20 protein-coding genes are annotated in these 26,008 nt (G+C 74.1%); 8 read left to right on the top strand and 12 right to left on the bottom strand.

Going from position 1 to position 26,008, the window contains the following annotated elements; genetic code table 11:
* Positions 1-28: 28 nt before the first annotated feature.
* The 3 genes from ADL08_RS30940 to ADL08_RS30930 all read right to left on the bottom strand — a co-directional run bounded on the left by ADL08_RS30940 (position 29) and on the right by ADL08_RS30930 (position 4,090).
* Positions 29-604, bottom strand: a complete 576-nt coding sequence (locus ADL08_RS30940) for a 3'-5' exonuclease (protein ID WP_053648841.1) — start codon at positions 602-604, stop codon at positions 29-31.
* Positions 605-741: 137 nt separating this feature from the next.
* Entirely contained in the window at positions 742-3,054 is a 2,313-nt protein-coding gene (locus ADL08_RS30935; RefSeq protein ID WP_053648839.1) for an FG-GAP-like repeat-containing protein, read from the bottom strand.
* Positions 3,055-3,241: 187 nt separating this feature from the next.
* Positions 3,242-4,090: a LysR family transcriptional regulator gene (locus ADL08_RS30930; protein ID WP_053648837.1), complete on the bottom strand. Its 849-nt coding sequence runs from the start codon at positions 4,088-4,090 to the stop codon at positions 3,242-3,244.
* Positions 4,091-4,193: 103 nt separating this feature from the next.
* On the opposite strand from ADL08_RS30930, the gene ADL08_RS30925 reads away from it, so the two are divergent.
* On the top strand, positions 4,194-4,937 hold the full coding sequence (locus tag ADL08_RS30925; RefSeq protein WP_078968235.1) for an SDR family oxidoreductase: 744 nt from the start codon (positions 4,194-4,196) through the stop codon (positions 4,935-4,937).
* 261 nt (positions 4,938-5,198) lie between these two features.
* Entirely contained in the window at positions 5,199-6,782 is a 1,584-nt protein-coding gene (locus ADL08_RS30920) for an FMN-binding glutamate synthase family protein (protein ID WP_053648835.1), read from the top strand.
* 291 nt (positions 6,783-7,073) lie between these two features.
* On the opposite strand, the gene ADL08_RS30915 is transcribed toward ADL08_RS30920, so the two are convergent.
* Together ADL08_RS30915 and ADL08_RS30910 are read right to left on the bottom strand one after the other, a co-directional pair.
* Positions 7,074-7,745 (bottom strand): GntR family transcriptional regulator, encoded by a 672-nt coding sequence (locus ADL08_RS30915; RefSeq protein WP_053648834.1) that lies wholly within the window; start codon positions 7,743-7,745, stop codon positions 7,074-7,076.
* Between the two features lie 80 nt (positions 7,746-7,825).
* Entirely contained in the window at positions 7,826-9,043 is a 1,218-nt protein-coding gene (locus tag ADL08_RS30910; RefSeq protein ID WP_234352330.1) for a CaiB/BaiF CoA transferase family protein, read from the bottom strand.
* A 227-nt stretch (positions 9,044-9,270) separates the two neighbouring features.
* On the opposite strand from ADL08_RS30910, the gene ADL08_RS30905 reads away from it, so the two are divergent.
* Complete coding sequence (locus tag ADL08_RS30905; RefSeq protein ID WP_053648832.1) at positions 9,271-10,452, top strand: acyl-CoA dehydrogenase family protein; 1,182 nt, start codon at positions 9,271-9,273, stop codon at positions 10,450-10,452.
* Between the two features lie 31 nt (positions 10,453-10,483).
* Here ADL08_RS30905 and ADL08_RS30900 read toward each other — a convergent pair whose 3' ends face one another.
* A complete protein-coding gene (locus ADL08_RS30900) occupies positions 10,484-10,987 on the bottom strand; it encodes an FBP domain-containing protein (RefSeq protein WP_053648830.1) in 504 nt (167 codons plus the stop codon).
* A 97-nt stretch (positions 10,988-11,084) separates the two neighbouring features.
* Positions 11,085-12,188: a DUF6777 domain-containing protein gene (locus ADL08_RS36900; protein WP_199837124.1), complete on the bottom strand. Its 1,104-nt coding sequence runs from the start codon at positions 12,186-12,188 to the stop codon at positions 11,085-11,087.
* Positions 12,189-12,612: 424 nt separating this feature from the next.
* Between ADL08_RS36900 and ADL08_RS30890 the strand changes: the two genes are divergently transcribed.
* Positions 12,613-13,974 (top strand): streptophobe family protein, encoded by a 1,362-nt coding sequence (locus ADL08_RS30890; protein ID WP_053648853.1) that lies wholly within the window; start codon positions 12,613-12,615, stop codon positions 13,972-13,974.
* Between the two features lie 12 nt (positions 13,975-13,986).
* On the opposite strand, the gene ADL08_RS30885 is transcribed toward ADL08_RS30890, so the two are convergent.
* The 3 genes from ADL08_RS30885 to ADL08_RS30875 are packed head-to-tail and all read right to left on the bottom strand — an operon-like array spanning position 13,987 to position 18,543.
* Positions 13,987-14,979, bottom strand: a complete 993-nt coding sequence (locus ADL08_RS30885) for a serine/threonine-protein kinase (protein ID WP_053648826.1) — start codon at positions 14,977-14,979, stop codon at positions 13,987-13,989.
* Positions 14,979-15,953, bottom strand: a complete 975-nt coding sequence (locus tag ADL08_RS38555; protein ID WP_234352329.1) for a hypothetical protein — start codon at positions 15,951-15,953, stop codon at positions 14,979-14,981. The genes ADL08_RS30885 and ADL08_RS38555 overlap by 1 nt, the downstream gene beginning before the upstream one ends.
* A gap of 4 nt (positions 15,954-15,957) precedes the next feature.
* A complete protein-coding gene (locus ADL08_RS30875) occupies positions 15,958-18,543 on the bottom strand; it encodes an FHA domain-containing protein (protein WP_053648824.1) in 2,586 nt (861 codons plus the stop codon).
* A gap of 103 nt (positions 18,544-18,646) precedes the next feature.
* Here ADL08_RS30875 and ADL08_RS30870 point away from each other — a divergent pair, with 103 nt between their 5' ends.
* A complete protein-coding gene (locus tag ADL08_RS30870; RefSeq protein ID WP_053648851.1) occupies positions 18,647-19,318 on the top strand; it encodes a TetR/AcrR family transcriptional regulator in 672 nt (223 codons plus the stop codon).
* Here the strand turns inward: ADL08_RS30870 and ADL08_RS30865 are convergent.
* A complete protein-coding gene (locus ADL08_RS30865; protein ID WP_053648823.1) occupies positions 19,282-20,088 on the bottom strand; it encodes a class II aldolase/adducin family protein in 807 nt (268 codons plus the stop codon). The two genes, ADL08_RS30870 and ADL08_RS30865, sit on opposite strands and share 37 nt — an antisense overlap.
* A gap of 141 nt (positions 20,089-20,229) precedes the next feature.
* Here ADL08_RS30865 and ADL08_RS30860 point away from each other — a divergent pair, with 141 nt between their 5' ends.
* Both ADL08_RS30860 and ADL08_RS30855 read left to right on the top strand, forming a co-directional pair.
* Positions 20,230-20,928, top strand: a complete 699-nt coding sequence (locus ADL08_RS30860; protein WP_053648821.1) for a ThuA domain-containing protein — start codon at positions 20,230-20,232, stop codon at positions 20,926-20,928.
* A 121-nt stretch (positions 20,929-21,049) separates the two neighbouring features.
* A complete protein-coding gene (locus tag ADL08_RS30855) occupies positions 21,050-22,447 on the top strand; it encodes an NADP-dependent succinic semialdehyde dehydrogenase (RefSeq protein ID WP_053648819.1) in 1,398 nt (465 codons plus the stop codon).
* A gap of 24 nt (positions 22,448-22,471) precedes the next feature.
* Here the strand turns inward: ADL08_RS30855 and ADL08_RS30850 are convergent, their stop codons facing one another.
* Positions 22,472-24,556, bottom strand: coding sequence for a SpoIIE family protein phosphatase (locus tag ADL08_RS30850; RefSeq protein ID WP_053648818.1), 2,085 nt, complete (start codon positions 24,554-24,556; stop codon positions 22,472-22,474).
* Between the two features lie 123 nt (positions 24,557-24,679).
* Between ADL08_RS30850 and ADL08_RS30845 the strand changes: the two genes are divergently transcribed.
* On the top strand, positions 24,680-26,008 hold a 1,329-nt coding region (locus tag ADL08_RS30845), incomplete at its 3' end, for an AfsR/SARP family transcriptional regulator (RefSeq protein ID WP_420709615.1).

Raw genomic sequence — 26,008 nt, 5'->3', positions numbered from 1 at the left:
TCTCGTCCGTCATGTGGACCACGGGGTCTCAGCTGTCGGGACCGTGGTCTTCCGGCCAGGCACCCAGGCCGGCGGTCCGCAGCACCAGCGCGGCGATGTTCCACGCGTCGTCCTCGCCCCGGTGGTGACGCCCCTCCAGGGGCAGCCCCGCCACCTCCAGCGCCCGCGCCATGCCGGGGCGCCTGGCGAGCCCGTACGCCTCGGTGAAGACCGCCTTCGCGTTGGTGTGGCGCCGTCCGAAGGGGTACGGGGCGCCGGTGGCCCGGCACTGGAGGGTGAACTGCTTGCGGTCGTAGTCGCCCCAGCTCGCCCAGGGGCGCTTCCCCGCCTCGTACGTGGTGGCCAGCAGCCGGCAGGCGGCGGCGAAGTCCAGGCCGGTGTCGACCTCCGCCTGGGTGAGGCCGGTCAGTTCGGTGCAGAACGCGCCGACCCGCGACCGCGCCGGGCGGACCAGGATCCGGTGCCGGGAGAGCCGCTCCCGCGCGTCCAGGTCGACCACGGTCAGCCCGATCTCGATGATCTCGCTCACCTGGCCGGGCGGGCGCTCCCCCTCCCAGCAGGTCGCCTCGACGTCGACGACGTTGACCAAGCCCCCGTGTTCCATGCGGACGAGCGTAGGGCGCGCGGGCACCGACGACACCTGGTTTTCCCGGGGAGGCTCGGTCCGCGGACCGGCCCGGGCGCGCGGCGATGCCGGTGCGCCCGGGCCGGGAGGGAGGTGCGGCGGCGAGTGACCGGCTGTCAGAACACCTTGTTGTAAGGGACGTCGGGTTCGGTGCCCAGGACCGGGCTGACCGCCCGGGCCTTGAAGGGGGCCTTCCAGTTGCCCGTACCGGCGTAGAAGTACGAGGTGTTCCCCGTGCCGCGGGCGTACAGGTCGGGCCTGCCGTCACCGTCGGCGTCACCGATGCCGACGATGTCGGTGTACGGGCCCCAGCCGCCGCCGATCAGCGTCCGGGCGGCGAAGGTGCCGTCCCCCTTGCCGAGGTACAGCCACAGCTTCCCGTCCTTGTCGCGGGCGACGAGGTCGCCGGCCGGGGCGCCGCCGATGTCCCCGGTGGCGGTGATCTGGTCGTAGATCCCCCAGCTGTGGCCGATCTTCTCGCGCGGGGCGAACGGGGCGGGGGTGGTGCCGGTGGACTCGTACAGGTACAGGTCGCCGGCCGTGTCGACGGCGACGAGGTCGGGCGTCTTGTCACCGGTCAGGTCGCTGCCGCCGGTCAGCTCCGTGTAGGTGTTCCAGCCGCCGCCGACCTTCCACCGGGGCGTGAGCGCCTCGCTGTGCAGCGGCCCGGCACCGTGGTGGATCCAGAGCGCACCGCTCTTGTCGCGGGCGACGAAGTCGCCTGCTTCGCCCCCCGTGTTGCCGATGGACTCGATCCGGTCGTAGGCGTCCCAGTCGACCCCGGCCCGCCTGCGCGGCGCGGCGGCCGTCAGGGTCTTCGTGGACGTGTCGTAGGCGGTGTCGATCTGCCACACGTCGCCCTCGGCGTCCCGGGCGAGCAGGTCGGGGGTGTGGTTGTCGTTGAGGTCGTGGGGGTCGGCCGTGCGCTTGGCGTAGAACTCGCCGGAGGCCTTCAGGTCGGGACCGATGCCGTTCTGCGGGACGGCCCGGAACGACCAGTCGTAGGTGCCGCTGTAAGGGGCCTTGCCCAGCTTCGACTTCGCGGCGACCTCCGCCCAGGACAGGCCGAAGGTCTGGTCGTCGTAGGTGTAGGCGCCGGCGGACTCGCGGTAGAGGTGCATCTTGAGCTCGAAGGCCTCGCCGGACCTCCGGTGGGTCAGCTTGAGGTACACGTCGGCGTTGACCCGGGACATCCGCCACTTCAGGTGGGTCTTGGCGGGGTCGGCGTCGAGGTCGAGCGTGCGGAGGTCGGTCCCGAGGTAGGTCAGCTCGGTCGGCCGTCCCTCGGAGGCGACGAGCTCGGCGGTCGGCCTGCCGTCCTCGCCGAGGGCGATCCGGTAGAGGCCCTCGCCCGTCCCGACGAGGCCGCCGTGCACCAGCAGGGTCCCGTCGGGAGCGGGCACGGCGCCGGTCATGTGGTCGAGGAGCCTGACCGTCTCGTCCGTGGTCGCGGACCTGGCCGTGAGCGCCTGGATCACGTCGACCGGCGGGGAGTCCATGACCCGGTCGAGCCCGATCGGCGTGCCGTACGTGACCCAGGTGCCCAGCACGCCGACGTCGGTTCCGCCGTCGAGCTGCTTCCCCACGGAGACGCGCCGTACTTTCTCGGTGGTCCGGTCGGCGATGGCCAGCGTCACGGTGGAGCCGGTGCCCTCCGACCAGGCCGCGTGCGTGTCGGAGAGGCCGTGGGTGCTGCCGGGGAGGCTGCTCTCCAGGACGGAGTGGGCCGGACCGGCCGTGGCGGTGGCCACGTCCACCATGGTCAGCCGGGAGTCGGAGGCGGTCTCGGAGCGAGCGACGATGTCGAGCAGCGCGGTCCCGGAGCGGGAGGCCCGGACAGAGCCGATGAGCGCGCCTTCGGGCAGGCCGGACACCTTCCGGGCGGACCGCGTGTCACCCGTCGCGTCGAGGAGCAGCAGTTCCTTGGCGCCGTCCTCGTTCGTTCCCGTGGCGAAGAGCGTGTCGCCGACGAGGCCCGCGAACCGGTAGTCGGCGCCGAGCTCGGTGAAGTCGACGTCGACGGGGGCGGCTCCCGTGGTCATGTTCCGCAGCGTGATGTGCTGGGACCGGCCGTTCCACCGGCCCTCCTCGGACGTCATGACGATGTCCGAGGTCTCCGTGAAGAAGACCTCGGCGCGCGTCGCCCCCGTCGCGGGCAGCGTGGTCGTCGTGCCGTCCGCGTACGTCGTCCAGCGGAGCTGGTGGGTGTCGCCGACGAGGGCCCGGTTCAGGAAGCCGGCCCGGCCGGCACCGAGGAGGCTGCCTCCGGGATCGGCGATCGGGGTCGTCGCCCCGGCGGCCGCCGTGAAGGAGGCGGCGGCGGGGGCCGCCGTCGCGGGGGCGGCGAGGAGCCCCGCGCCGAGGGTGATGGCGAGGACGGTGGTGACGGCGGTGGTGAGACGACGCCGGCTGGCGCGTACTGAGTTCAAGAGATCTCCCATGAGATGCGAAACGGCGTGCGAACGTGCGCGCGCCGTTCGATCAGACTCTTGATCGGTGTCACGGGTTGTAGGGAAGGCTTCGAATTCCTTACGGGCACTTGGTGTCGGGAGCTGGTGGGAGACCCGACGCCGTCCCCGAAATCCCGCGCGATGCAACCGGGTTCACTTCGGTCGGTCACAGGGCGGTGGCGGCGCGGACCAGTCCCGCGACCGCTGTCGAGCGGCTGTGCGGGGGCCAGGCGATGACCGTGGTGACGTGAGGGGCGTCGGAGACCGGTACGGCCGTGAGGCCGTCGCGCAGGCCGGTGCGGCCCGTCTCCGGGACGACCGCGCAGGCGCGGCCGAGGGCGATGAGCTGGGTGAGCTGCGTATGGTCGCGCACCTCGGGTCCGGGGCCGTCCGGGAACGTGCCGTCGGGGCGTGGCCAGCGGGGCAGGGGCAGGTCGGGAAGGCCGGTGACCTCGGCGAGCCGCAGGTGGGGGCGGGTGCTGAGGGGGTGGCCCGCCGGGAGGATCGCGACCTGGCCCTCGGTGTGCAGATCCTCGGTGTCGAACCCGGCCGTGTCGTCGAACGGCCGGTGCAGCAGGGCCACGTCGGCCCGGCCGTCGCGCAGTACCGGTGCCTGCTCGCCCGGCCCGCACAGCACGACGTCCACGGCGACGGCGCCGGGCTCGGCGGCGTAGGCGTCGAGGAGTTTCGCCAGCAGTTCGTCGGAGGCCCCCGCCTTCGCGGCCAGGACCACGGCGGGGCGGCCCGTCGCGGCGAGGGCGGCACGGCGGGTGCGTCGTTCGGCGGCCTCGACGGCGTCCAGCGCGGCTCGCGCCTCCTGGAGCAGCACCGCCCCCGCCCCGGTCAGGGCGACACCCCGACTGTCGCGCTCCAGCAGAACGATGCCCAGGCGCCGCTCGAGCCCGCCGATCGCCCGCGACAGCGGGGGCTGGGCGATCCCGAGCCGTTGTGCGGCCCGGCCGAAGTGCAGCTCCTCGGCGACCGCGACGAAATACCGCAGCTCACGTGTCTCCACCCCACCAGCCTAACGGGCCGGCCAGGAACGATACCCGGGCGGTATCGCCGCCCACCCGATCGGTCTTGGACGCCCCGCACGAGGGGGGAGAAGTATCGACGTCATGACTGAGACGAACACCGTGAACCACCCCAAGGTCGCCCTGGTGACCGGGGCCAACAAGGGCATCGGGTACGAGATCGCCGCCGGGCTCGGCGCGCTCGGCTGGTCGGTCGGCGTCGGCGCGCGGGACGAGGAGAGGCGCGAGGCCGCCGTGGCCGAGCTGCGCGCGGCCGGGGCCGACGCGTTCGGCGTACCGCTGGACGTGACCGACGACGCGAGCGTGACCGCGGCGGCCCGGCTGCTGGAGGAGCGGGCCGGGCGGCTCGACGCACTCGTCAACAACGCGGCGATCACCGGCGGCCACCCCCAGGAACCCACCACGGTCGACGTGGACCGGGTACGGGCGGCCGTGGAGACCAACGTGATCGGCGTCATCCGCGTCACCAACGCCCTGCTGCCGATGCTGCGCCGCTCGCCGTCGCCGCGGATCGTGAACGTGTCCAGCAGCGTCGGCTCCCTCACGCTCCAGACCACTCCGGGCACCGAGACCGGCCCGATCTCCATCGCCTACACGCCGTCCAAGACCTTCCTCAACGCCGTCACCGTGCAGTACGCCAAGGAACTGGCCGGCACGCACATCCTGATCAACGCCGTCTGCCCCGGCTTCACCGCGACCGACCTCAACGACTTCCGCGGCGTGCGCACCCCCCGACAAGGCGCGGTCGCCGCGATCCGGCTGGCCACCGTGGAGGGCCACGAGCCGACCGGCCGCTTCTTCAGCGACGAGGGGGAGATCCCCTGGTAAAGCGCTTCCGGTCCGCGCCGCCCCGGCGCACGCGAGGGGCCCCGGGTCGGTACCCCGGCACCGGTACCGATCCACGGTCCGGGAACGAACCGCTCGCGGTCGTCGACGTCGAGGAGCCCGGACGGTCGTCGGCGTACCGCACGGGCGACCGTACGGGCCCGCGGGAGACGGCCCCTGACATGACGGGTCCTGTTCGAAGACTTTAGAGATCTTTGATCAGGCAAGGGGCGTGGTGACCCGCCACGGGGCAAGGCGCATCGCGTGATACGTGTGGTGATCGTCGTACTCATCCTCTGCGCCGCAGTCACGGCAGCCGTAGCCGGGACGGAGGCCTCACCTCTGTGGTGGCTCGCCGTCGTTCCGCTCGCGCTCCTGGGTCTGCTGGGAGCGTGGGACCTGCTGCAGCGCCGGCACTCGGTGCTGCGCAACTACCCCGTCCTCGGGCACGCCCGTTTCCTCATGGAGCGGATACGTCCGGAGCTCCAGCAGTACTTCATCGAGCGGAACTACGACGGCCGTCCCTTCGACCGGGACGTGCGCAACATCGTCTACGAGCGCGCCAAGGGCACTGACGCGGAGGAGCCCTACGGCACCGAACGGGACGTGTACGAGGCCGGGCACGAGTTCCTCGTGCCCTCCATGGCACCCCGTGCGGTACCCGAGACCCCTCCCCGCGTACGGATCGGAGGGCCTGACTGCGACCGCCCCTACGACATGGCGCTGCTCAACGTCTCCGCCATGAGCTTCGGTTCCCTGTCGGCCAACGCGGTCCTCGCGCTCAACGGGGGCGCCGCGGCCGGCGGCTTCGCCCAGGACACCGGCGAGGGCGGTCTCTCCGACTACCACCTGCGCCCGGGCGGCGACCTCGTCTGGGAGATGGGAACCGGCTACTTCGGCTGCCGGACCGAAGAGGGCGACTTCGATCCGTCCCAGTTCGCCGACAAGGCCGCCCACGACCACGTCAAGTGCGTGTCCCTGAAGCTCTCGCAAGGAGCGAAGCCCGGCATCGGCGGCGTTCTGCCGGGGGCCAAGGTCAACGCCGAGATCGCCCGGGTCCGGGGGGTGCCCGAGGGGCGCACGGTCGTCTCCCCGCCGTACCACCGGGTCTTCTCGACCCCGCGTGAACTCGTGCGCTTCATCGCCCGCATGCGGGACCTGTCCGGAGGAAAACCCACCGGGTTCAAGCTCTGCGTCGGCTCACGCCGGCAGTTCCTCGCCGTGTGCAAGGCCATGCTGGAGGAGGACACCACTCCCGACTTCATCGTGGTGGACGGAGCCGAAGGCGGAACGGGCGCGGCGCCGCTCGAGTTCGCCGATCACCTCGGCACCCCGCTCACCGAGGGCCTGCTCACCGTGCACAACGCCCTCGTCGGCGCGGGCCTGCGCGACCGCGTCAGGATCGGGGCGAGCGGGAAGATCGCCACCGGTGCCGATCTGGTCAAACGCATGGTGCAGGGTGCCGACTACGGCAACGCCGCACGGGCGATGATGTTCGCCGTCGGCTGCATCCAGGCCCAGCGCTGCCACACGAACACCTGCCCCACCGGCGTCACGACACAGGACCCCCGCCGGGCCCGCGCGATCGACGTCACCGACAAGACGCTGCGCGTCCAGCGCTTCCAGGAGGCGACCGTGGCCAGCGCCTTGCAGATCATGGCCTCCATGGGCGTCACCGATCCCGCGCAACTGCGCCCGCACATGCTCCGCCGACGCCTCGACCCCGTCACCGAACGCTCCTACGAAGAACTCTACGAATGGCTCCGACCAGGACAGCTGCTCGCCGAACCGCCCGCCTCCTGGGCGGCCGACTGGAAGTCCGCCGATCCCGACCGCTTCACCATCTGATCGCCGGAGGCCGGCACCCCTGTGCGGTCCTCGGCCGCGCACCGGACGGCGAACGCCCGGCGGTCCGCACCGTACGCGCGTCGGGTGTCCGCGTCGATGACGACCTGGTGGGCGGTGGACGACCTCGATGCGGTGGCCCGAGTCCCGGTGGGCCGCCGACGAGACGCGGAACTCGCCGGCGCCGGCGAGAGACGATGCCGACCAGACCCCCGTGCTCCGTGCTCCGTGCTCCATGCGGACGGGCGCGGGGGGCAACTCCGCGGGCGGCGCCCGGTCTTCCGCCGGCAGGGGTCAGTCGGCGTCCCGCTCCAGGACCGCGCGCAGCGCCGCCACCGCGTGCGCCCGGTGCTCGTCCAGCCAGCGGACGGCGGCCGCCTCGTCGCCGTGCCGGAGCGCGGAGATCACGGCCCGGTGCTCCCGCACGGCCAGCTTCCGGTGCGGGGCGTCCGCGTAGTACAGCGAGCGGTACGCGTCGGTGGAGTCCCACAGGGTCGCGATCAGGCGCACGAGGCGCGGCATCCCGGACGCCTCGATCAGGGTGAAGTGGAAGAGCCGGTTCGCCGCCGCCATCGCGGGCACGTCCCCGTCGGCGGCGGCCCGCTCCACCTCGCGCTGGATCCGTTCGAGCGCGCCGACCGTGCCCTCCGGCATCCGCCCCACGGCCAGGCGGACCGCCTCCGTCTCCAGGAGCTCCCGGATCCGGTAGATCTCCTCCAGGTCGCCGAGCGAGAGCTCCGCGACGAAGTAGCCCCTGTGTATGTGATGGACCACCAGCCCCTCGGCCTCCAGGGCCTTGAGGGCCTCGCGCAGCGGCACCCGGCTCACCTCGAACCGCGCCGCGAGGGCGTCCTGGCGGATCTGGTCGCCCGGCCTGAGCTCGCCGGTGGTGATGGCGCGCCGCAGTTCCTCCAGGACGAACTGCTGGGCGGTCTGCGGCCGCCGCTTCTGCACCGCGCTGCTCATCCCCTGTGACCTTCCGTTCCTCGTGCCGCCGCCGGACCGCTCCGCCGACGGTGACCATCTTCCTACGGATCCTCCCCGCGTCAGGGCGTGCGCGGGGCCCGTCCCTCCGCGCCGAGCACGGCGTCCGTGTGCTCGCCGAGGCGCGGGGGAGCGGACCGGTAGGAGGCCGGGGTGGCGCCGAACCGGATCGGATGGGCCACCTGACCGGGTCCCGCCGCGGACTCGGGGACGCGCGGGGCGAGCCCCAGCCGGTCCGCCAGGCCGAAGGCGTCCGCCAGGTCGTTGATGGGCCCGCAGGGCACCCCGGCCGCCGTCAGCTCCTCGAACCAGGCGTCGGCGGTACGGCCGCCGAGCGGCCCGGCAAGGGCCGCCGCCAACTCCTCCCGGTGGGCCACCCGGGCCGAGTTGGTCGCGAAGCGGGCCTCCCCGGCCAGCCCCGGCAGGCCGAGCCGCTCGCACAGTGCCCGGAACTGCCGGTCGTTGCCCACCGCCAGGACCAGCGGCCGGTCCTTCGCCTCGAAGACCTCGTACGGGGTGATGCTCGGGTGCCGGTTGCCCATCGCGCGCGGCACGACCCCCGCCCCCAGGTGGGCCGCGCCCTGGTTGGTGAGCGCGGAGAGCAGGGAGCCGAGCAGCGAGACCTCGACGCGCTGGCCCTCGCCGGTCCGCTCCCGGTGCCGGAGCGCGGCGAGCACGCCCATGCCGGCGTGCAGGCCGGTGACGACGTCGACCAGGGCGACCCCCGTCTTCGTCCCCGGCCCGTCCGGCTCGCCCGTCACGCTCATCAGACCGCCCATGGCCTGCACGAGCAGGTCGTACCCCGGGAGCCGGGCGCCCTCCGCGGTCCCGAAGCCGGTCACCGAGCAGTAGACGAGCCCCGGGTTCGTCGCCCGCACCTCCTCGTAGCCGAGTCCCAGCCTCTCCATCGTGCCCGGCCGGAAGTTCTCCACCAGGACGTCCGCCCGGTCCACGATCGCGCGCGCCGCCGCCAGGTCCCCGGGATCCGTCAGATCGAGCGACACGGAGCGCTTGTTGCGGTTCACCCCGAGGAAGTACGTGGCCTGCCCGTCCGCGAACGGCGGCCCCCACGCGCGCGTGTCGTCGCCCGACCCCGGCCGCTCGATCTTGATCACGTCCGCGCCCAGGTCGGCGAGGAGCATCGTCATGTACGGCCCGGCCAGCACCCGGCCGAAGTCCGCGACGACGATCCCGGACAGGGCGCCGGGCGCGGTGCCGGGTGCGGTGTGGGGTGCGGCGTGGGGCGCGGTGTCGGGCGTGTCCGGCTGGTCTGCGCGCATTCCGCTCTCCTCGGGATCGGCGACCGGATGTCGGATCCAATACATCGGATCCAATACATCGGATTCGGATATTGGATCCAGTCCACCGGACCGTAGGGCCGGGCCGACGGATTTTCAATACTGGATCCAATATCCGATGTACGGCTACGCTTCGGCACGCCGAGTCGTCGCAGGCGCCCGTCACCACCCGTCACAGGCGCCCGTCGCCCACCGCCAGGAGGCCGTCCGTGAAGTCGTCGTCCACCCCCGTCCACCCCTTCGACCTGCTCGCCGTCGACGGGCTGCTGACCGACGAGGAGCGCGAGATCCGGCGCACCGTCCGGGCCGTCGCCGACCACGAGCTGCGGCCGCACGTCGCCGGCTGGTTCGAGAAGGGCGAGATCCCCGCCCGCGAGCTCGCCCGCACCCTCGGCGGCACCGGCGTGCTCGGCATGCACCTGGAGGGGTACGGCTGCGCGGGCACCAACTCCGTCGCGTACGGCCTGGCCTGTCTGGAGCTGGAGGCCGTCGACTCCGGGCTGCGCTCCCTGGTCTCCGTGCAGGGCTCCCTCGCCATGTACGCGATCTGGAAGTACGGCTCCGAGGAGCAGAAGCGGCGGTGGCTGCCGAAGATGGCGGCGGGCGAGTACATCGGCTGCTTCGGCCTCACCGAGCCGGACGCCGGCTCGGACCCCGGCGCCATGCGGACCAACGCCAAGCGGGACGGCTCCGACTGGGTGCTCAACGGCACCAAGATGTGGATCACCAACGGCTCCGTCGCCGACGTGGCCGTCGTCTGGGCCCGCACCGAGGACGGCGTCCGCGGCTTCCTCGTCCCGGCCGGCACCCCCGGCTTCAGTGCCCCCGAGATCAGGATGAAGCTGTCGCTGCGGGCGAGCGTCACCAGCGAACTGGTCCTGGAGGACGTGCGGCTGCCGGCCGACGCGGTGCTGCCGGAGGCCCGCGGCCTCTCGGGCCCGCTCGGCTGCCTCAACGAGGCCCGCTTCGGCATCGTCTTCGGCGCGCTCGGCGCCGCCCGCGACTGCCTGGAGACGGCGATCTCCTACGCCCGGGACCGCACCGTCTTCGCCCGCTCCCTCGCCTCGTACCAGCTGACGCAGCAGAAGCTCGCGGACATGTCCGTCGAGCTCGGCAAGGGCATGCTCCTCGCCCTCCACCTGGGCCGGCTGAAGGACGCGGGCGCGCTCACCCCCGAGCAGGTCAGCGTGGGCAAGCTGAACAACGTGCGCGAGGCGATCGCCATCGCCCGCGAGTGCCGCACGATCCTGGGCGCCAACGGCATCACCCTGGAGTACCCGGTGCTGCGCCACGCCAACAACCTGGAGTCGGTGCTCACCTACGAGGGCACGAGCGAGGTCCACTCCCTGGTCATCGGCAAGGCGCTCACCGGCGAGCAGGCCTTCCGCTGAGCGTTCCGCCCGCCCGGGCCACGGCGGGCCGTCAGCCCGCCGTGACCCGCCGGACGAAGGCGCCGAGGTTGGCCGTCATGCGCGCGATCTGCTCGTCGGGGGTGAGGGACTCCTCCTGGCGCCGGCCGCGCAGCTTCGGCTGCCGCTTGCCCCGGACGTAGAGGGAGCAGGCGAGGTCGGCGCAGAGGTAGATCCCGACCGTGTTCCCCTCGCGGCCGCGGCTCCCGGCGAGCGGCGCCACGAGGAGCGTCACGCCCGAGGAGGCGTGCCCGGTCAGGCAGACCTGGCACATGCTCGACTTCATGGCACTGGTCCGGCCGGCGGCCGGGACCCGCAGGGACACCCCGAGCGGTCCGTCCTCGCCCGGGACGACCAGGTGCGCGCGCAGCGGCGCGCCCGGGTCGACCCAGCCGAGGAAGTCCAGGTCGTCCCAGGGGAGCTCGGCGAAGTCGAGCGGCAGCTTGAGCCGTGCCGCCTCGCCCTTGGTGCAGTTCACGAAGGACGAGCGGATCTGTTTCTCGGTCAGTGGTTCCACTCGGTGGACCGTACACGCGTCGTCCCGGACGGGCACCCGAATAAGGCGCCGCCCCGCGGGGGCGGCGTCTTGTTCGGGGCGCGCGGGCGGGCCCGGCTCAGGCCCGGACGGCCGCCGATCCGCCCGTGTTCGGGTCCGCCGGCGCGTCCCCCGAGGTCTCCGGGGCCGGCCCCGAGTTCGGGGTGGAGGTGTCCGGCTGCGGCTCGGGCGACGGCGGGGAGTCCGGCTGGGGCTCCGGCGGCGGCGGTGACGAGTCCGGCCGGGGCTCGGGCGGCGGTGGCGACGAGTCGGGCCGCGGTTCGGGCGGCGGCGGTGACGAGTCGGGCCGCGGTTCGGGCGGCGGCGGTGACGAGTCGGACGAGGGGCCCGGCGTGGACGTCGACGGGCCGGGGGAGGCGCTGTCGGAGGGGCACGGCGACGAGCCCTCCGGGTCCGAGACGCACGGCGCCGGGGAGGTCGACGTCGACGTCGGCGGCGAGGTCGGCTCGTCACCGCCGCCGGTGTCGCCGTGCTTCCGCGCGAACCAGTCGCCGTCCTCGGGGTCGTACACCACGAAGACGTTCACGACCGTGGTGGAGGGCGTGACGGCGACCACCTGGTCGGCCTCGTAGCCCGGCCAGGGGGTGCCCGTCGTCCGGGGGTTCTTCTGCGCCACCGGTTCGGTCAGCGGGTTGCCGCAGGCGCAGCGCACCCGGGGCACCCCGCGGTCGTCGACCAGGACCGCGGTGCCGGACTGGAGGACCGCCTGGTACGCGGTGGCGGAACCGTTCTTGAAGCCGTGGTTCGTCACCCGGGTGTCGGCCCGGAGCTGGAGCGGGGTGAGGGAGCGGAGATAGCCGGGCACCTCGTTCGCCGAGATGCGCAGGACCGAGGCGAAGGCCGCGTTCTTCGCGGGCTCGCCGGAGAGGTAGCGCACCTGCTGCTCCACGTCGCAGCTCGCCACCGACTTCGTCCCGCCGTAGAGGCCGGGCGCGGCGCCCGAGACCTGGGGCGTGCCGGCCTGCGCGGAGCCGGTGCGGGGCGGCAGCGAGGGCGGCGGGGCGGAGCCGGTGGAGCGGGCCGTCGTCCGGGTGAACGGGTCCGGGCCGGACGCGGCGGCGCTCTGCAGGAAGACCTCCCCGCCGCCGGCGTTCGTCGTGCCGCCGTCGTCGCCGGAGCGGCTGGTGAGCACGACGACCAGGGCGACGACCGCCACGAGCACGGCGGTGATCGAGGCGACCTTCGGGACGGAACGCCACCACGGCCCGCCGCCCTTGCCGCCGTCACCGGGATAGCGGGACGAGCCTCCGCCGTCCGGGCCGCCGGAGTCTCCGGAGCCGCCGGAGCCGCCGGAGCCGCCGGTGGGGGGTCCGGACGGCGGCGGGGGGCCGGAGGCGCCCGGGCGTGTGCTCGGACCCGAGAGGGGGCCCGAGGGGGGACCTGTGGGGGGAACCGACGGCGGACCGGACGAAGGCCCGGGCGGCGGGTGGGAAGTCACGTTTTTCCCTTTCTTCCGTTCCGGGCCCATTGTGTGCGCCGACAGGCGCCCGCCCGCAAGCGGAGACGCTCCGCCCCGCGACTCCGGACGGACCCGCGGCCGTCCCGTCCGCAAGCGTGCCGCCGTACCCGGTACTAGCGTGGCCACCGTGAGCAGCAGGCCCCCCACCTCCACGCGGCCCTCCGCGGCCCCGGCCGGGCTCTTCGCCCGGATCGCCCTCCAGGCCCTGGCGACCGTGGTCGCCGGGTACCTCGCGATGGGCGTCGTCGCCGGACTCGGCCTGTGGGCCGCGGGCGCCGCCGACCTGCCCGGCGGCTTCACCGCCGTCCTCGCCGCCGTCGTCGTCATGGCCTCGGGCGGCGAGGTCCAGCTCTCCGGCGACGCCGGCGCCCTCGCCGGAACCCAGGCCCAGCTGACCGCCATGCCCCTCACCGTCACCCTGGTGGGCGCACTGGTCACCGGCTACTGCTTCCTGCGCCCCCTGCGCCACCACGCGGTGACCGGCGCCCGCGAGCTCCTGCTCCGCGCCGGGGCCGTCGTCGTCCTCTGGCTGATCGCCCTCGCGGGGCTCTCCGCCCTCGCCCGCCACGACTTCCGGATCACCGTCGGCGGCGGGGAGGCCGAGGACCCGCTCATGGACCTCTTCGGCGAGCTCCTCGACTCCGTGAACCCGACGGTCGGCTTCCGCACCGACCTGGGGCCCACGCTCTTCTACGGCCTCCTGTGGATCCTCGGCGTGCTCCTCGTCGCCCTCCTCGTCTCCCGCGGGACCCCCCTGCCGTCCCGGCTCGTCCGCTACCAGGAACCCGTCCGGCCCACCGCCCGCGCGATGCTCCTCCTGCTCCTCGCGTACGTGCTCCTGGGCCTGGTCGTCGGACTCGTCGTCGCGGCGACCAAGGGCCGCCCCGCCGAGACCTTCGCGGTCCTCCTCCTCGGCCTGCCCAACGTCACCTGGCTTGCCCTCGGCGTGGGCATCGGCGGTTCCTGGGAGGGCAGGGCGGAGGGACCCTTCGGCCTGCCCGTGCCGCAGGTCCTCGACGCCGTCCTGCGCGGCGGGAGCGGCGGCTCGGACCTCTCGACCATCGACCTGTCCTCGCTCGCCGAACAGGACGGACGGGCCTGGTGGCTGCTCCCCGTCGCCGCCGTCCTGGTGCTCGCCGCCGCCTTCGCCGCCGCCGTCCGCTCCCCGGCCCGGACCCGGCTTCGGCAGCACTCCCTGCGCACGGGCGTCGCCTTCGCGCTCACCATGCTGGTCGCCGCCCCGGTCACCCACGTCGAGGCCCGCTTCGGCCTCTCGGTCCTCGGCATCGGCGAACTCGACTCGCTCGGCGGACAGGTGCTGCTGCGCCCGCACGTCTGGACCATCGCCGGCTTCGCGCTCCTCTGGGGCCTGGTCCTCGGCCTCCTCGGCGGCCTCCTCGCCACCCGGGTCCGCCGGAAGGGCGAGGTCGAGCAGCCGGTCCACCGGAAGGACGGTCCCGACGCGACAGGGCCGTCCGGCACCCCGTAGCCCCTCGGCGGCCTACCGCTCCCGGAACACCGGGCGCGCCCACGCGGGCGGGGCGGGCGGCGGGCCGAGCGGCCGTGGCGCCCCGGCCACCACCGGACCCGCCGCCCCCGAAGCGCCCGGCACCAGGGCGGCGCGCAGCTGGGTGACGAACTCCAGACACGTCCCGTACCGCTCCTCCGGCGTCTTCGCCAGCGCCTTCGCGAAGACGGCGTCCGCCGCCCCCGGGAGTTCCGGCCGGGCCTCGGACACCGGCGGCGGCGGATCGTACTGCTGCGCCCACAGCACGGCCCAGTCGGTGTCCCGGCGGAACGGGGGCGCGCCCACCAGGGTCTCGAACACCACGCAGGCCAGGCCGTACACGTCGCACCGGCCGTCGACCGGCTTCCCGGAGATCTGCTCGGGCGCCACGTAGTCCAGCGTCCCCACGAACTCGCCCACCGTCGTGAAGCCCGTCAGGGACAGCGACTTCTTCGTCAGGCCGAAGTCGGTCAGGTACACGTGCTCCGGATGGTCGCGGTCGGTGCCCTCGGCCACCAGGATGTTGCCGGGCTTCACGTCCCGGTGCACCAGGTCGTGCGCGTGCGCCGCGTCCAGGGCGGAGGCCACCTGGACGGCGATCCGGCCGGCCTTCGCCGGCGGCAGCGGCCCCTCGCGGTGCAGCAGGGCCACCAGGTCCTGCCCCGCGACGTACCGCATGGCGATGTAGAGCACGCCCTCCGTCTCGCCCGCCTCGAAGACCGGCACGATGTGCGGGTGGTCGATCGAGGCGGCGACCCGCGACTCGTGCGCGAAGCGCTTGCGGAAGGTGTCGTTGCGGGCCAGCTCGGGGGCCAGCAGCTTCAGCGCCACCGTGCGGTCGAGCCGCAGGTCCCGCGCCCGGTACACCACCGCCATGCCGCCGCGCCCGATCTCGCCCTCCAGGCGGTAGCCGGCGATCTCCTTGCCGACGAGCCCCGAGGGCCGGCCCGCCGGAAGGCCCGGGTCGGCATGCGCCCCGCCGGCCATCAGCCCTCACCCGTCGGCGGCCGCTCCACGACCCGCGTCGGCGGGGGCGGTTCCACCGCGTCGGACGGCTGCTCCACGACCTGCGTCGGAGGTGCCTCCACCGCGTCGGACGGCTGCTGCACCACCTGTGTGGGCGGGGGCGGTTCCACCGCGTCGGACGGCTGCCCCACGACCTGCGTCGGCGGTGGTCCCACCACCTCGGACGGCTGCCCCACGACCTGCGTCGCCGGAGGCGGTCCGGTCGGTCCGGTCGGTCCGGTCGGTCCGGTCGGGTCGGACGCCGGGTCGGCCAGGGGCACCACCCGGGTCGGATCGTGTCCGGCGGGCACCACCCGGGTGGGCTCGTGGCCGCCGTCCGCGGGCTTCCTCCCGGCCTCCCCGGCCTCCCCGGCCTTTCCCGCTTCCCCGGTCGCCCCGGTCTCCTCGTCCGGAGGCGTGACCGCGGGGGAGGCGGGCGACGGGGCGGTGACCGAGGGTACGCCCCCGGTCGCGTACGTGCTGAGCCCCGCGCCGTCGCAGTACACCCAGCGCTCGTGCTCCGCGTCGTACAGCCACACCGACTCGCCGTCGACGACCATGCCGACCCGCAGGCCGCGGGTCCGCAGCCGGAAGGCCTCGCCGTCCAGGCGGCCCGCGCCCAGCTCCTCGGCGGCCCGCCGGTAGCGGCCGAGGGCGTCCTCGGCGCGGGCGATCAGCGGACGGGGGTCGGCGGTCCTGGTGAGGGGCCGGCCCGCCGCCGGCGGGTCGTCGGGGACGCCGACGAGCAGCCGCGCGTCGACCCAGGCCGTCCAGCCGTTGGAGCACCGGATCCGCCCCCAGTCCCCGCTCCGCTCCTCCAACCGCACCGGCAGGAAGGCGTCCAGGGGTGCCGTGGGCAGCTCCGGGTCGGGCGCCTCCCAGGCGGGCAGGCCGTCGCGCGGCACGACGTGGGTGGGCCGGAAGTCCGGCACGTACGCGGACACGGGGACGGTCACGGGCCTACCTCCGCATGACGACCGGCTCGTGGCGGCGCAGCAGCCGGGCCACGACCAGGCCGAGGACCAGACAGAGCACCACCATCATGCCCATGTCGAACAGCCAGGCCTCCGCCGTGTGCCGCATCAGCGGATCGGTGGTCTTGTCGCTCGGCGCCACCTTCCCGATGTCGATCGTCGCGCCCATCGCCGCGAACGCCCACCGCGAGGGCACCAGCCAGGCCAGCTGCTCCAGGACGGGCGTGCCCCGCACGGTCAGGAGCGCCCCGCAGAACACCACCTGCACGATGGCGAGCAGGACGAGCAGCGGCATCGTCACCTCCTCCTTGCGGACGAGTGCGGAGACGAACAGACCGAGCATCATCGCGGTGAAGGACAACAGCGCTACGGCGAGGGTGATCTCCACCAGCGGGGGCATCAGGACCCCCTTGCCGCCGGGCACGTTCAGCGGCACGCCGATCAGGGCCACCAGGGTCAGGACGACCGCCTGCACGACCGTGATCAGGCCGAGGACCACCACCTTGGAGGCGAGGTAGGCCGACCGGGACAGGCCGACGGCTCTCTCGCGCCGGTAGATCGTGCGTTCCTTGACGAGTTCGCGCACGGCGTTCGCCGCGCCCGTGAGGACCCCGCCCACACAGAGGATGAGCAGGACGTTCAGCGACGACTCGGGGTTGAGACTGCCCTCCGACAGGGCACGGGCCATCGCCCCCATCACGAACGGCAGCGCCACCATGATGACGATGAAGGTGCGGTCGGCGGAGAGCGCCGCCGCGTAGCGGCGCACCAGCGTCCGCAGTTGGGAGCTCCAGCTCTGTGCCTTCGGCGGCGGGACCGGCGTCTCGTCCGCCGGGGCGTTCCCGCCCAGGGGGAGGTCCGGGCCCGCCGCGGCGTCGGTGATGTACCGGCGCTGGAAGCGGGAGGAGCGGTAGCCGCCCGCCCAGTCGCGGTCCCGTTCCTTCTCGAACGCCTCGAAGGCCTCCGGCCACTCCGTGAAGCCGAAGAACCCGAGGGCCTCGGAGGGCGGACCGTAGTAGGCGACCCGGCCGCCGGGCGCGAGGACGAGCAGCCGGTCGCAGACGTCCAGGCTGAGCACGCTGTGCGTCACCACGACGACCGTGCGCCCGTCGTCGGCGAGCCCGCGCAGCATGTGCATCACGGACCGGTCCATGCCGGGGTCGAGGCCCGAGGTGGGCTCGTCGAGGAAGAGGAGGGACGGTTTGGTGAGCAGCTCCAGGGCGACGCTCACCCGCTTGCGCTGGCCGCCGGAGAGGCTGTGGATCGGCTGGTCCGCGCGCTCCGTGAGCCCGAGCTCCCGGATCACCTCGTCGACCCTGGCCTGCCGTTCCGCGCGCTCGGTGTCCTCGGGGAACCGCAGCTCGGCGGCGTACCCGAGGGCCCGGCGGACGGTCAGCTGGAGGTGCAGGATGTCGTCCTGCGGGACGAGCCCGATGCGCTGGCGCAGTTCGGCGTAGTCCCGGTACAGGTCGCGGCCGTCGTAGAGCACCGTGCCCCGGTCGGCGGGGCGCTGTCCGGTGAGGGCGTTCAGGAGCGTGGACTTCCCGGCGCCGGACGGTCCGACGACCGCGAGCAGGCACTTCTCGCCCACCGGGAACGACACCTCGTCCAGGAGGGTCTTGTGCCCGTGGTCGACGGTGACGGCGAGCGACCGCACGTCGAGGGAGACCTCGCCGGTGTCGGTGAACTCGACGAGCTGTCCGCCGATCAGACAGAACGCGCACCGTCCGATGCCGACGATGTCCTCCGGCGTCACCCGGGCGTCGGTGACGGGCCGGCCGTTGAGGAAGGTGCCGTTGTGGCTGTCCAGGTCGTGGATCCAGTAGGTGCCGTCGGGGTGGGCGCGCAGTTCGGCGTGGCGCCGGGAGACGACGAGGTCGGGGATGACGACGTCGTTGTCGGGGGCACGGCCGATGCGGATGCTGTGCGCGGGCAGCGGCCGGACGGACGTCGGCTGCCGGAAGGTGCCGGTGGCGGCGGGGTGCGAGACGGAAGGGGGCCGGGGAGGCCCGGACCCCCGCTCCCGTACGGGCTCGGGGAAGGGTTCCCGTTCCCGTACGGGTTCGGGGGCGGGCTCCGGTTCCCGTACGGGTTCCTCCCGCACGCGCTCTTCGGGTCGTACGGGCTCCGGCTCAGGAGCGGGCTCCCGTGCGGCCTCCGGCCCCGGCTCCGGTTCCCGTACGTGCTCGGGCTCGGGTTCCGGTATGGGCGGCGGGGGTGGTGGCGCGGGCCGTGCCGGACGGGCCGGGGCACCGTTCGCGAGGACGGCGCGCGGGCCGTCCTCCGGGTGTCCGAACCGCACGACGGTCCCGGCGCCGACCTCCCGCGACCGGGCCACCCTCCGGCCGTCCGCGAAGGTGCCGTTCGTACTGTCCTCGTCGGTCAGGGTCCATCGGCCCGCGGAGGCGCTGAGCACCGCGTGGTGCCAGGACGCCCGGGCGTCCGAGAGGACGATGTCGCTGGTGGGGTCCCGTCCGACGCGGTAGACGCGGCTCGGATCCATGAGCGTCGCGTCCCCGTCGATCTCGAGGACCAGGTCGGGCGCCGCAGGCGCGGCTGGCCGCTCTCCCATGTCTGAATTTTATCCGCCGGAGCTGATCCCCGCCCGGCCGGGAGGCGCCGGTATGGTGGGCGTCCGCCGCGGGAGCGGCCCGGACGAACTGGAGGGACCACCCGTGCCGAAAGGTGTCACCAAGCGGCGGCCGCGCACCCGCGCGGCGCTTCTGAAGGCCGCCCTGGAGACCTTCGCCGAGCACGGCTTCCACGCGACGACGATCGAGCAGATCTGCGAGCGCGCCGGTTACACGCGGGGCGCGTACTACTCGAACTTCGCGAGCAAGGAGGAACTCTTCCTCGCCCTCTTCGACGAGCACAGCGACCGGACGGTGCGGCGGCTCGCCGCGTCGATCGACGCGCTGACGGCCGAGGAGTACACCCTGGCCCGGCTCGCGGAACTGGCCTCCCGCGTGGAGCCGGACGAGCGGGACTGGTACCTGGTGACCACCGAGTTCACCCTGCACGCCATCCGGGACCCGCAGGCCGCCTGGGTGCTCGCGCGCCACGACGAGCGGCTACGGGCCGAGATAGCCCGCGGCCTCACGCTCGTCCTGCGCCGGGCCGGACGCGAACTGACCGTGGACGCCGACCGGTTCGCGCGCCTGCTCATCGCCCTGCGCGAGGGCGGTCTCGCGCAGAGCTACGTGGAGCCGGACGCGCTGCCGCCGGGCAGCCTGGAGCGCCAGTTCCTCCCGGCGTTCCTGGAGGCCTCGACGCGCGAACTCCCGGAAGCCGGGGGCCGGACGGACGGCGGTCAGTCGAAGAGGTCCGGGTCGGACGCGGTGATCTGATCCCACAGCGGGCGCGCCTGGAACCAGCCGGCCAGGTGCCCGCCGAGCTGTCCGCGCGTGAGCAGCGCGGTCTCCCGGTCGATGTGCCGTGGGGTGCCCGCGGCCATCGCGAGGAGCTGGGCCTGGCAGGAGCGCTCCATGGTGACGAACCACCACACGGCCTCGGCGACGGACCGTCCGACCGTGAGCAGCCCGTGGTTCTTGAGGATCACCGCCTTGTACGCGCCGAGGGCCTTGGCGACCCGCTCGCCCTCCTCGGTCTCGTTCACCACGCCCCGGTAGTCGTCGTAGATCCCGTGGTCCTCGAAGAACGCGCAGGCGTCCTGGGTGATCGGGTCGAGCGGGATCCCGAGGCTGGAGAAGGCCTTGCCGTACAGGGAGTGCGAGTGCGCGGCGGCGACCGCGTCGGGACGGGCCGCGTGGACCCGCGAGTGGATGACGAAGGCGGCCCGGTTCACGGGCCGGCGCCCTTCGAGGACGACCCCCTCGTGGTCGACCAGGATCAGGTCGGAGGCCTTGATCTGACCGAAGCCCATCCCGAACGGGTTGACCCAGAAGGCGTCCGGGTCACCGGGGTCGCGGACGGTGATGTGCCCGGCGACCCCCTCGGAGAAGCCGAACCGGCCGAAGATCCGGAATCCGGCGGCCAGTTGCTCCTTGCGGTACCGCCGTTCCTCCTCGACGCTCTCGAAGGCGGGCGGCAGCGGCAGGACGACCCCGTCGGGCAACGGCCCGACGGCGGCGGCGAGCGCGGGCGGCACGGTGCTCATGACGGCTCCTCGGCGGAACGGGCGACGGGGCGTGCGGAAGGGGTACGGCGCGCCAAAAGATACAGAGGCGTATCCGATACGACAATGGATCGGATCGCGCCTTGCGGGGCGCGGCTCCCGGTGGCTACGGTCGGGGCGAGCATGGAAAGCGCTTTCCCCCCGCCCCTTCTCCCCGGAGTGCGCCGCGTGTCCACCGCAGACGTCCTGATCTACACCCGCACCGCCGGATACCGCCACGCCTCGATCCCCGACGGCGCCGCCGCCCTCGTGGAGCTGGCGGAGGAGGCGGGGCGGGCGGCCGAGGTCACCGAGGACCCGGACGCCTTCACGCCCGAACGGCTCGCCCGGTGCGCCGTCGTCGTCCTGCTCTCCACGACCGGGACCGTCCTGACCCCCGAGGGGCGGACCGCCTTCGAGGCGTACCTGCGGGGCGGCGGCGCCCTCCTCGCCGTGCACGCGGCCGCCAACGCCGAACCCGACTGGCCGTTCTACGGGGAACTGCTCGGCACCCGCTTCGACGGCCACCCCGAGGTCCAGCCCGGCACCGTCCTCGTCGCCCCCGGCGACCACCCGGCGACCGCCCCGCTCCCGGCCCGCTGGGAGTGGACGGACGAGTGGTACAACTTCACCTCCGCCCCCCGGGGGGCGCGGGTCCTGGCCCGGGCCGACGAGACCTCGTACCGCGGCGGCACCCACGGCGACGACCACCCGCTCGTCTGGTGCCGGGAGGTGGACCGGGGGCGCGTCCTCCTCACCGCCCTCGGGCACGCCCCGGAGACGTACCGCGACCCGCTCTTCCGCGCCCACCTCGCCGGCGCCCTGGCCTGGCTGACCGCCTGACGCCCGGACGGCCCGCCCGGCGGCCGTCCGGGTCACCCCGCCGTCCCGCCCCCTGTTGCGCCGCGCCGCTCTTCACGGAAGGTTGGTGTCGGACGGGGGCCGAGGCAGGAGGAGACAGGCCATGGGCATCGCCACCGTGAACCCCGCGACCGGCGAGACGCTGCGCACCTACGAGGCCCACGGGCCCGAGGAGGTCGAGCGGCGCGTCGCCGCCGCGCACGAGACGTACCGCCGCTACCGCACCACCTCCTTCGCCGAACGCGCCCGCCTCCTGCGCGCCGCCGCGAGCCTCCTCGACGAGGACACCGAGGACATCGCGCGCACCATGACGATCGAGATGGGCAAGCCGATCGCGGCCGCCCGCGCCGAGGCCGCCAAGTGCGCCAAGGCCATGCGCTGGTACGCCCGCCACGCCGAGGAGCTCCTCGCCGACGAGCACCCGGCGGAGAGCGACGTCCAGGACTCCGGCGCGGACACGGCCCGCGTCCACTACCGGCCCCTCGGGCCCGTCCTCGCCGTCATGCCGTGGAACTTCCCGCTCTGGCAGGTCGTCCGCTTCGCCGCGCCCGCCCTCATGGCGGGGAACACGGGCCTCCTCAAGCACGCCTCGAACGTGCCGCAGACCGCGCTCTACCTGGGCGACCTCTTCCGCCGCGCCGGATTCCCCGAGGGCTGCTTCCAGACCCTCCTCATCGGCTCCCGCGAGGTCGAGGGCGTCCTGCGCGACCCCCGCGTGGTGGCCGCCACCCTCACCGGCAGCGAACCGGCCGGCCGGGCCGTCGCCTCCGTCGCGGGCGACGAGATCAAGAAGACCGTCCTGGAACTCGGCGGCAGCGACCCGTACATCGTGATGCCCTCCGCCGACGTCGTCGCGGCCGTGAAGACCGCCGTCACCGCCCGCGTCCAGAACAACGGCCAGTCCTGCATCGCCGCCAAGCGGTTCATCGTCCACCGGAACGTGTACGACGACTTCTCCGAGCGCTTCACCGCCGCCATGAACGCCCTCACCGTCGGCGACCCCCTCGACGAGTCCACCGACGTCGGCCCCCTCGCCACCGAGCAGGGCCGCGCCGACCTGGAGGAGCTCGTCGACGACGCCGTGGGCCGGGGCGCCACCGCCCTCTGCGGCGGCCACCGCCCCGAGGGCGAACAGCTCCGGAACGGCTGGTACTACCGGCCCACCGTCCTCACCGGGGTCACCCCGGAGATGCGGATCCACCGCGAGGAGGCCTTCGGACCGGTCGCCACCGTCTACCCGGTCGGTGACGTCGAGGAGGCCGTCGCCATTGCCAACGACTCCCCGTTCGGCCTCAGTTCCAACGTGTGGACCCGCTCCCAGGAGGAGGTCGCCCTCTTCGTCCGCGACCTGGAGGCCGGCGGCGTCTTCGTCAACGGCATGACCGCCTCCCACCCCGCGCTCCCCTTCGGCGGGATCAAGCGCTCCGGGTACGGCCGCGAGCTCGCCGGCCACGGCATCCGCGAGTTCTGCAACGCGACCACGGTGTGGCAGCGCGCCTGACCCCCAGGACCGCCCCCGGCGGACTCACCCGCCGCCGGGAGCGGTGTCGGCCGGCACCGGCGCCGGGCCGATCTCGCACCACACCGCCTTGCCCTCGCCGCGCGGCTCGACCCCCCACCGGGAGGCCAGCGCGTCGAGCAGCAGCAGCCCGCGCCCCGACGTGGCCGCCTCGCCCGGGGTGCGCCGCCGGGGCCAGGCGCTCGACCGGTCCTGCACCGACAGGCGCACCCGCCGCACCGGCTCGGGCAGCACCTCCAGGGTCAGCACCGCGCCCCCCTCCGTGTGCAGCAGCACGTTGACGAGCAGCTCGCCCGTCAACAGCTCGGCGTCGTCGGCGAGTTCCCGCATGCCCCAGTCGCGCAGCGCCTGCCCCACGGCCGCCCGCGCGTCCGAGAGGCCCTGCGGATCGGCCTGGTGGATGTACTGGTGGATGCGCGGCGCCCTGGGCGTGCCCGGGTCCGGGCTGCGCCGCAGCACGAGGAGGGCCACGTCGTCGCCCGAACCCCACCGCTCCCACAGCCGGTCGGAGAGGTGGTCGGCCAGCGCCTCGGCCTGCGGCGGACCGGTGGCGATCGCCTCGGCCAGCGCGGCGAGACCGGACGAGATGTCCGAATCGGGCTGCTCGACGAGCCCGTCCGTGCAGAGCACCAGGGTCTCCCCGGGCACCAGGTCGAGCCGCGTCTCGGGGAACTCCTCGTCCCCGAACACGGTCGCCAGGCCCAGCGGAAGCCCGCCCCGCAGCTTGGGCTGCCCCACCCGCCCGTCGTTGTGCCGGATCAGCGGATCGAGGTGCCCGGCCCGCACCGCGCGCAGGGTGCCGCTCGTCAGGTCCACCTGCGCGTACGTACACGTCGCGAAGCGGTTGGTGTCCAGCTCGGCGAGGAACCGGGAGGCCCGGGCCAGCACCGTCGAAGGGGCGTGCCCCTCGCCCGCGTACGCCCGCAGCGCGATCCGCAGCTGGCCCATGATGGCGGCCGCGTGCGTGTCGTGGCCCTGGACGTCGCCCACGACGATCCCGACCCGGCTGCGCGGCAGCGGGATCACGTCGTACCAGTCGCCGCCGACCTGCCGCCCGCTCCACGCCGCGTGGTACCGGACGGCGATCTGGCCGCCGATGATCTCCGGGATCCGGCGCGGCAGCATCGCCGCCTGGAGCCCGGTCGCGAGCTCCCGCTCCTCGTCGAAGAGCATCGCCCGCTGGAGCGACTGGGCGACGATCGCCGCGAGCCCGAGCGCCAGGTTCCGCTCGTCGGGGTTGAACGAGGTGCGGCCCCGGTAGAACAGGGCCATCCCGCCCAGCGAGCGCGCCTGCGCCACCAGCGGCAGGTAGCAGGCGGCCCGGAAGTCGAGCCGGGGCAGATAGGGGGCCAGTTCGGGGAAGTCCCGCCCGAGCGAGGGGAAGGACGACACGAACCGGGGCCGGCCGCTCAGCACCGCCTCGGCCAGCGGCAGCCGCCGGTCGAGCCGGCGGTTGCGGAGGCCGTCGAGCACGTCGAGGGTCCCCCCGCTCAACGCGATGATGTTCAGCGAGCCGTTCTCCACGAGCCCCAGCGCCAGACCGTCCGCGCCGAGCCGGGCGAGACCGCCCGGGCCGGTCAGGGCGGCCGTCACGTCGTCCACGGTCACCGCGCGCGACAGCGCGTTCGTCGTCCGCTCGACGATGTTCGTCTGGACCTCGCGCCGCTTCTCCAGGTCCCGCACGAAGGCGAAGTGCATCACCTCGGCGGTCGTGTCCCGCACGACGCCGACGATCCGCCGGGCCCGCCCGTCCGGCGAGCGCAGGATCCGCGCCTGCACGTGCGTCCAGTGGGGTGGCCCGTCGTCCTGCGGGATGGGGAAGTGCGCGGTGTACGAGACCGCGCCGCTCTTGACGGCCTCGCGCACCACGCCCCGGAGCTTGACCCGCTCGTCGGGGGCCAGACGCGCGACGAGGGTCTCGGGACGCCCGTCGAAGGCGTCCGGGACCACGCCGAAGACCAGCAGCCCGGACTCGTCGGCATCGATGCTGCCCGTGTCGAGATCCCAGTCGAAGCTGCCGGTCCGGTTCATGGCGAGCCACTCGGCGGGCCCGATCTCGCCACTGCGGGTACGCGGGTCGTCATCGGTCATCCCCCCCATTGTCGAACCCGCGCCCCGGCGACGCCATGGCGGTGACACGGCGTGGCGCGAGTTCGCCGCGCGGGACCGGGGGCGGGCGGACCGTGCCGGTGACGGGGACGGCCCGGGATATCGGTGGGACCCGGGACGCCGGCGGGGCAGAATGGGCCGGTGCAGCCGTCCTACCGTGTCCTCGGTCCGTGTCAGGCCCTCCGTACCGACGACGGGACGGAGGCCGTCTTGGGCGGCGGCAGGCTCCGGGCCCTGCTCACCGCCCTCGCGGCGGCCGGCGGGCGCGCGGTGGCCCCGGGCACGCTGATCGACCAGGTCTGGGCGGACGCGGACCCGGTCGGCGACCGGGACCGCGCGGCCGCGCTCCAGGCCCTCGTCGGCCGGCTGCGCCGGGCCCTGGGCCGGGAGGCCGTCGCCTCGGAGCCCGGCGGCTACCGCCTCGCCGCCGTCCGGGACGACGTCGACCTGTACCGCTTCGAACGGCTCGCCGCCGAGGGGGCCGCCGCGCTCGCCGCCGGGGACGCCGGAGGGGCGGCCGCCCTCCTGGACGAGGCCCTCGTGCTCTGGCGCGGCCCCGCCCTCGCCGACCTCCCGGGCCGGGACGCGGACCCCCTGGTCGTACGGGCCGAACAGCGGCACGCGCAGGCGCGCCGCGACCGGTTCGCCGCCGACCTGGCCCTGGGGCGGGCCGCCGACGTCCTCGCGCCGCTCGCAGCCCTCGCCGCCGGGCAGCCCCTCGACGAACCCCTCCAGGCCCTGCGGATCCGGGCCCTGCGGGCGGCCGGACGGCCCGCCGAGGCCCTGGCGGCGTACGAGGAGGTGCGCACGGCCCTCGCGGAACGCCTCGGCGCGGACCCCGGGCCCGAACTGCGCGCCCTGCACGCCGCACTCCTGACGGAGGAACGGCCCGCCGGCCCCGGAGACCGGACGGGCGCCCTGCCCGCCCGCCTGACCTCCTTCATCGGCCGCGACGACGAACTGGCGGACCTCGCCGCCTCCTGGGGCGACCGGCGGCTCGTCACCCTCACCGGGCCGGGCGGCGTCGGCAAGACACGGCTCGCCCTGGAGGCCGCCGGGACGTACGACGGCCCGGTCCACCTCGCCGAACTCGCCTCCGTACGGGACGGCTCCACGGTCGGCGCCGCCGTCCTCACCGCCCTCGGGGCCCGCGAGACGCAGCTCTGGCAGCGGCCACCCGTCCCCGACGCCGCACCGAAGGACCCTTTCGCCGACCTCGTGGAGCACTGCGGCGGACGCCGGATGCTGCTGGTCCTCGACAACTGCGAGCACGTGGTCGGCACGGCGGCGCAACTCGCGCAGTCGCTGCTGACGCGCTGCCCCGGAGTGACCGTGCTCGCGACGAGTCGGGAGCCGTTGGGGGTGCCGGGGGAGGTGGTGCGGCCGTTGGGTCCGTTGCCGGTGGGGGTGGCGTTGCGGTTGCTGGGGGAGCGG

This window comes from Streptomyces sp. NRRL F-6492 (assembly GCF_001280125.1).
GTDB lineage: Bacteria > Actinomycetota > Actinomycetes > Streptomycetales > Streptomycetaceae > Streptomyces.
The sequence above is the reverse complement of the archived record's forward strand: the minus strand, read 5'-3'. Positions and strand labels throughout refer to the sequence as shown.

Excerpts from the sequence above, each read along its gene's own strand:
- ADL08_RS30940 (WP_053648841.1), bottom strand. The coding sequence starts at position 604 with ATGGAACACGGGGGCTTGGTCAACGTCGTCGACGTCGAGGCGACCTGC.
- ADL08_RS30925 (WP_078968235.1), top strand. The coding sequence starts at position 4,194 with ATGACTGAGACGAACACCGTGAACCACCCCAAGGTCGCCCTGGTGACC.
- ADL08_RS30915 (WP_053648834.1), bottom strand. The coding sequence starts at position 7,745 with ATGAGCAGCGCGGTGCAGAAGCGGCGGCCGCAGACCGCCCAGCAGTTC.
- ADL08_RS30910 (WP_234352330.1), bottom strand. The coding sequence starts at position 9,043 with ATGCGCGCAGACCAGCCGGACACGCCCGACACCGCGCCCCACGCCGCA.
- ADL08_RS30885 (WP_053648826.1), bottom strand. The coding sequence starts at position 14,979 with ATGGCCGGCGGGGCGCATGCCGACCCGGGCCTTCCGGCGGGCCGGCCC.
- ADL08_RS30875 (WP_053648824.1), bottom strand. The coding sequence starts at position 18,543 with ATGGGAGAGCGGCCAGCCGCGCCTGCGGCGCCCGACCTGGTCCTCGAG.
- ADL08_RS30865 (WP_053648823.1), bottom strand. The coding sequence starts at position 20,088 with ATGAGCACCGTGCCGCCCGCGCTCGCCGCCGCCGTCGGGCCGTTGCCC.
- ADL08_RS30860 (WP_053648821.1), top strand. The coding sequence starts at position 20,230 with ATGGAAAGCGCTTTCCCCCCGCCCCTTCTCCCCGGAGTGCGCCGCGTG.
- ADL08_RS30855 (WP_053648819.1), top strand. The coding sequence starts at position 21,050 with ATGGGCATCGCCACCGTGAACCCCGCGACCGGCGAGACGCTGCGCACC.
- ADL08_RS30850 (WP_053648818.1), bottom strand. The coding sequence starts at position 24,556 with ATGACCGATGACGACCCGCGTACCCGCAGTGGCGAGATCGGGCCCGCC.